The sequence below is a fragment of the Moorena sp. SIO1F2 genome (genome assembly GCF_010672755.1).
In the GTDB taxonomy this organism is placed as follows: Bacteria; Cyanobacteriota; Cyanobacteriia; order Cyanobacteriales; family Coleofasciculaceae; genus Moorena.
Map to the genome: position 1 here is coordinate 27,845 of NZ_JAAHFV010000036.1, position 6,394 is coordinate 34,238.

Consider the following 6,394-nt stretch of genomic DNA (forward strand, 5'->3'; position numbering starts at 1 on the left):
AAAAACTGACTGCAATACTGGTGATTAAACCTCTATAGTATAGCATAAAAATTAACTTGTTCTAGGCTATAGTTTTTAGCTTGTAGGGTGGGCAAAAACTGTTTGGTTCTTTTAAGTATTGATAGATTAGATTACTTTGCCCACCCTACTTTAATTGCTATTTTTTTTCTTTTGCCTCTTGCCTCTTGCCTCTTGCCTTTCCCTTTCCTTCTGCCTTCTGCCTTCCTAGGTCAGCTCATCCCGCAATTTTTGAAGATTCTCGCGGCAAGCGATAGTATTGGGATGATTTGACCCTAACTTTCGTTCAAAAATCTCCAAGGCTTGGACAAACAGAGGTTCTCCCTCGCAGTACCGTCCCTGATTATTGTAGAGTAATGCCAGACTGTAGAGGGAGATAGCGACATGTGGGTGTTCAGTACCTAAAAGTTTTTTGTAAATCTCCAAGGCTTGGACAAAAAGAGGTTCTCCCTCCGAGTAACGTCCCTGATCCCTGTAGAGTACTGCTAGATTGTTGAGGAAGAGAGCGAAATATGGGTGTTGTTGACCGTATAGTTTTTTAAACATCTCCAAGGCTTGGACAAAAAGAGGTTCGGCCTCCGAGTACCGTCCCTGATTAGAGTATAGTTTAGCCAGACCATTTAGGGAGAGAGCGACATATGGGTGTTGTTGAGCGTATAGTTTTTTCTTCATCTCCAAGGCTTGGACAAAAAGAGGTTCGGCCTCCGAGTACCGTTCCTGATAAGAGTATAGTTTAGCCAGATTGTAGAGAGAGAGAGCAACATCTGGGTGTTGAGTACCTAAAAGTTTTTTCTTCATCTCCAAGGCTTGGACAAAACGAGGTTCTGCCTCCGAGTACCGTCCCTGATAAGAGTATAGTTTAGCCAGATTGTAGAGAGAGAGAGCAACATCTGGGTGTTGAGTACCTAAAAGTTTTTTCCTCATCTCCAAGGCTTGGACATAGAGAGGTTCTGCCTTGCAGTACCGTCCCTGCCTATAGTAGAGTACTGCCAGATTGTTGAGGGAGGTGGCCACATCTGGGTGTTCTTCTCCCAAGCGATCGCGGGTGAGCTTTAAGCCTTGCTCTAACCAGGGTAATGCCTGCTCATAAGCCCCTTGACCTTCGTAAAACCAACCCAGACCCTGGAAAGGTGTGCATAAATCTTCATCCTTGAGCCAGTCTGAGAGTACTGTAGCAACTTCTGTCAGGTGAGGGATGGCGGGAGTAGTTGCATCTATATCCTTTTGTGTCGGCATCTTAGGAATTTTATCTGCCACGGCCACCATTGTCTGACCAAATCCCTGCTTGAGTTGATCAGCCCCATCGTAACGTTCCATTTTGTCTCGTAGGAACTCTCGAATCAACTCGTGCAGCTGGTAGATTCCCTTATCCGTGCGCCCAAGTAAATTCAGTTCCAACAGAAAGTCATCTCTAATATCTTCTAAATCCTCTGAATCTTGGTCAGGCAAACAATTTTCCACCAATTCCCAGGGAATGGGAGCCAAAGCAAACAAACTCAGCAGACAACCCAACTGCTGGGCATCTTGATTCAGTTCAAGCCAACTCAACTCAAAAGCAGCTGCCACTCCTTTTTGTGCTGTCATAGTAGCAGTTGGTTCTTTTAGCGATCGCTGTTCCAAATGCTTTTTTTCCAACCGCTGCTGCATATCTGTCAGGGATATATCCTTTTTCGTTTTTAAATATCGCCCTACCAATTCTAAACCTAGGGGTAGATATCCCAACCATTTGCAGAGTTTTTTGGCTTCCGACCACTGCCGGTTTAGTCTTTCTTTTCCGATTAGGGATTCCAATAACTCCAAAGCCGCTGCTTCCGAAAGTACTTGCAATGGCAACATCTCAAAAGACTCTGCTAACGACTGCTTCCTGGTAGTAATAATAATCTTAAAACGGGGGTGATTTGGAGGCAGATAGGCTTTAATTTTATCATATTCAGTAACATCATCCAAAATCACCAGCACCAAATTATCCGATGGCTGCCAATTGTCCCAGCACCACTGCGCTTGTTCGTCGAGATTGAGGGGTTGGTCGTCTAATTTCTGCGGCACGGATAACTTCATTTTGTTCCGCGCAAACTTTACAATTTGAGTCCCTAAATTACCTAAATCCACATCCCGCGCCTGCAGCCAGCAAACCCCAGCGAGATAATGTTTCCGGTAATAGTTGATGGCATATTGCAGGGCTAATTCAGTTTTACCGATACCACCCATGCCAGAAATAGCAGAAATTACCACCCGTTCTGCCTGCTGTAGCCGCTGGTGTAGAGTTTCCAGTTCACTTGAGCGTCCAACGAATTTGGAAACATAGGTGCGGGGCAGATTTTGGGGAATGTCTTTTAAACCTAGTCCATCATCAACTTTTTTTTTTCCTCTTCTTCTTTACTATCAGGATTACTATCGGGATGAACTGCTACTTTCGGTTGAATCAGTGGCAGAGGAGTTGTTAAATTCTGATTGACAAACCGCTTTACCTGACGGTAGATTCGATTATTTTTATCATCTACTTTGCAGATAGAGATATGGTCAACATCCATCGGGACAGGAATAACCCCCTTAATACCAGGGTCAGCACTGGTTTGATTCACCACTAAAATCCCATTGGTAGGTCTGGTTTCGCAGTAAACCAGCATCGGGATTTGGCTAAACTGGTGGTCATTGCGATACAAAAGATTCAGTTCCCGTAAGCGAGAATGGTGCGCCTCCAATTCCTCAATACTGACAGTGGTTCGTAGAATCGTGCCAATATAATTAATCCAACTTGCCAGATCAGAACCAGAATGAGGGGTAGACAGGAAAACAATTCCTCTAGTTTGAGATGCGATCGCTTGCCATTTGCCAAAGTCCCTAGCACTGCGCAGCATCTGTTTAACCAGCAGTCCCCCCATACTGTGAGTAACAAAAATTATTGGGCGATCCCCTATCTCATAGCTATCCAGTAGATCTAAACTATTAGTCGCCCGGTCTACCAGAGGCATAGAATTACCCTTCCATCGAAACGGTTCTACCTCATAAGCCAGAGACCAAATTCCCACATCTGATAAATCTTGCCCCAGCCAAGCAGGCCAAAAATTATGATCATCTCGCCGTTCTTGCGGGTGCCAAGTACCCCGGGCATCACCTCCGAGTCCATGGACAAAAATGACATCTCCACGGCGATCGGGGTTCTGAGCACCAAAAATTTCAATTAAATCGTTACAATCACTCACAGACTAGCTCTCCAGGAATGAAGGTCATTGAGATTATTATTGAGATGCTTCGTGACCCTGATGCTCTTGCTATCCATTATATTAGCTACTGATTCAGTGGTGAGAAATCCAGAAAGTGCCAATATATTCTCTGTCTACCCTATATTCCGCCGCTCCCGATTCCCGATTCCCGATTCCCTACTCCCTATTGTTCTATTTTTATCCGGATAAAAAATTATTTATTTTTTGGTTATCAAAGAAAATAAATTTATTTAATAAAATTCAAAACTTTCCGCCTATTAAATAATTATCAACTTGCACAGCCAAAGGGAGCGATGACCAAGGATTTATTGAATTTAGCTGTGAATCCTTTCCTATGGGAAATTGTCGGATATAATATTACTGGAGAATTAGGAACTGTCGGCGGTTTAAAATCCAAGCTTAATCTAGAGATAGGTAGAAAGGTGTTTTATGATGTAGAGCTTTTACAACGAGTGATCGATAATTTTTCTCTAGGCGCTTATGTCAGAAATTTCACCACTACCAATGTGGGGCTTGAAAGTCGAGTTTCAGACTTTAACTATGGCGCTATCTTGAGGTACCATTCAGATAATGGTATATTTATAGATTCTAAACTAGGTAAGGGTGACGAGGGATTTGATGCTAGAGTCCAAGCAGGGGCTCAGTTCAAGTTTTAATAGTTAGGGATTAATTTTTAAGGTTGCAGGTTAGCAGGTTGAAGGTTAAAGGTTGAATATTGAATTCTCAATTCTCAATTCTCAATTCTCAATTCTCAATTCTCAATTCTCAATTCTCAATTCTCAATTCTCAATTCTCAATTCTCAATTCTACTAACCTTTACCGAAATGAGTGATACTTTAGCAATACCTTGTAATAAAGCTTATTCAATAATTGGTAGAGTAGAGTTAACTCGCACGCAAGAAATTTTCTAAATCTCCATAGGTTCCAGCGTAGGTAATAGTGGAATTATCATAACCTTTGAGATTTACAGTGTGTTGCTTGAAGTTAAGCTCAGACTTTCCGATTTTAGAAACGTAACGGTATGTATCCTCCCCTAGGGCAATATCTAGACCAAGTTCCTTGGTGGCAGATTCGAGGCGAAAAGCGGCAATTACAGTATCCCCAATAGCAGTGTATTCTGGGCGATCGCCACTACCAGTGGTGTTACCAACAATCGCCATTCCTGTGTTGATTCCAGTACCAATTCGCAGTGGGAAGGGCAGAGGATATTCATTAGACAGATTGGTAGTCATTTTGTTGAGGTCATTGACTGCTTGCAAAATACTCATGGCTTCTTGATCACTGACCCCTTCAGAGCCATGAAACCAAATCGCCATAATCGCGTCACCGATGTATTTATCTACCCAACTGCCACACCTTTTCAGAATTTCTCCAGACTCCCGGAACCAACTACCAATTGCCACTGAGAGGCTGGTTTCATCTAACTGGTGGGTGAGTACGGTGAAGTTCCGGATGTCCACCACCATCACAGAAATCAGGCGGCGCACGTGCAATATTGAGGTTTGGGTATCTTTATGTATAGGTTCGGATGGTTCAGTTTTATGAGCCTTGGGTGGGCAATAAAACTCCAATTCTGTCTGACCAAAGGTAAGATGATCGCCATTGCGCAAGGTCACCGGAATACTGACTCTGCGTCCATTGACAAATGTACCGTTACGGCTGCCTAAATCAATAAGATAGAAATCACCGTTTTCGGTACACTGCAACATCGCATGGTTTCTGGAAATCCAGCGATCTGAAAGTACAAAATTGTTATCATAACTACGACCGACGGTCCAGCAATTACTACCAACTAATGGCATATACTGATCGTCAGAGCCGGTAGGCATAAGTAGGTAAGGGGTGGATCGCAAAGTCACCACAGATATAGGAGCAACAACAGGGTTAATTGAGACGTTGATCATTGCATCAATTTTCCAAGATTTCCCCTGATCAGGGAAGGATAGCGCAGAAGTTGGAGAAACAATAGCAGCCATAAGTTACTAACCAATTACTGCTAATCGAGCTTGAGTTTGCTGCTGTCAATGACCCAGCAAGACTCAGAAGCTGACCCTAGTAGATGGATTCAAAGGATGATCAAGTCATTTCGGAATGACAACGCTCAAAACTAACCTAACCTAATATAAATATATAAATCACTAAATATAAATAAATAAATGACGAAGGCTTCCGAAGAAGCCCACACTGTACCCTTTAGGGTTAGTGTCTGGAGTCATCATGCTAGGTTAGCTGCCAACCAAAAAAGACTATCTACCAAGATTGTACTCAACACCGCTCCACTAAACGTCCACCAATGAGGCTGTTCTTTTGTCAATGACCAAAGACCAACTATTCCTAGCGTAGCAACCAAAACCACTGCCCAGCTAATTCCCCAAGGGGTTTGGACTTGTGCGATCGCATTTTGAAAGATTGGTTTTGCCAGGACTGGCTCTACTACCATCACCTGACGCCAGTAAGTAATTAGATTCGTCAAGTAGAAATAGATGTCGGTCATGGCTGTACCGAATAACGAACCCAAGTAAAATAGATTTCCTACCTTTCCCCAACCCCGCCACAATCCCCACAGAGCGAATGGTAGACCAATCGCTTCTACGGGTAAATGCCATAGAGGTTCAGTGCGCAACCAACCCCAATATAGTGAACCAGCCAGCCAACTCCAGCTAAATCCCAACAGCAAGTCACCCCAGACTTGGGTTGATGGACGTTGGAGCAGTTTTACCCCCAGCCACACCCAAGCGAAGGTGATGACTAAACTCAACAGTGGGAAAAGGCGCACTAGGGGAGCTTGAAAGAACACTGGTACAGAAACCAAGAAAGAGGCGGCAGCAAATAATAGCCATCCTTGAGGATTACTCACTCCCCTAGGGGGGATCGATAGAAGCAGTTGCCCTGACTGATGGGAATTCCTTGGGGCTCTAGCAGAAAACCAAGTATTTTTCAACAAAATTTTGTTACTTATCGTTAATTATCTTTATTGAACTTAATATATCATTACCAATATCCCCCCTGGGGGCATATTGGTAATAGTACTGAAATGTGGTGGTTGATGGCAAGGGTAGAAATATTTAATTTTTCAATTGGGTGAAGTACAAATTTTTAGGGAGTAGGGAGTAGGGAATAGGGAATAGGGAATAGGGAATAGGGAATAGGGA

At 43.3% G+C, this 6,394-nt stretch carries 6 protein-coding genes; 2 read left to right on the plus strand and 4 right to left on the minus strand.

What is annotated here, in order from left to right; translation table 11 throughout:
- Positions 1-225: 225 nt before the first annotated feature.
- Positions 226-2,346, minus strand: coding sequence for a tetratricopeptide repeat protein (locus tag F6J94_RS07360; protein ID WP_367142174.1), 2,121 nt, complete (start codon positions 2,344-2,346; stop codon positions 226-228).
- An 11-nt stretch (positions 2,347-2,357) separates the two neighbouring features.
- Positions 2,358-3,221: an alpha/beta fold hydrolase gene (locus F6J94_RS07365; protein ID WP_293038663.1), complete on the minus strand. Its 864-nt coding sequence runs from the start codon at positions 3,219-3,221 to the stop codon at positions 2,358-2,360.
- 60 nt (positions 3,222-3,281) lie between these two features.
- Between F6J94_RS07365 and F6J94_RS07370 the strand changes: the two genes are divergently transcribed.
- Positions 3,282-3,431: a hypothetical protein gene (locus F6J94_RS07370; protein ID WP_293038666.1), complete on the plus strand. Its 150-nt coding sequence runs from the start codon at positions 3,282-3,284 to the stop codon at positions 3,429-3,431.
- Between the two features lie 104 nt (positions 3,432-3,535).
- Positions 3,536-3,898, plus strand: a complete 363-nt coding sequence (locus tag F6J94_RS07375) for a hypothetical protein (RefSeq protein WP_293038669.1) — start codon at positions 3,536-3,538, stop codon at positions 3,896-3,898.
- A 228-nt stretch (positions 3,899-4,126) separates the two neighbouring features.
- On the opposite strand, the gene F6J94_RS07380 is transcribed toward F6J94_RS07375, so the two are convergent.
- A complete protein-coding gene (locus F6J94_RS07380; RefSeq protein WP_293038681.1) occupies positions 4,127-5,146 on the minus strand; it encodes an adenylate/guanylate cyclase domain-containing protein in 1,020 nt (339 codons plus the stop codon).
- 311 nt (positions 5,147-5,457) lie between these two features.
- On the minus strand, positions 5,458-6,099 hold the full coding sequence (locus tag F6J94_RS07385; protein ID WP_293038672.1) for a DUF3120 domain-containing protein: 642 nt from the start codon (positions 6,097-6,099) through the stop codon (positions 5,458-5,460).
- Between the last annotated feature and the right edge of the window lie 295 nt (positions 6,100-6,394).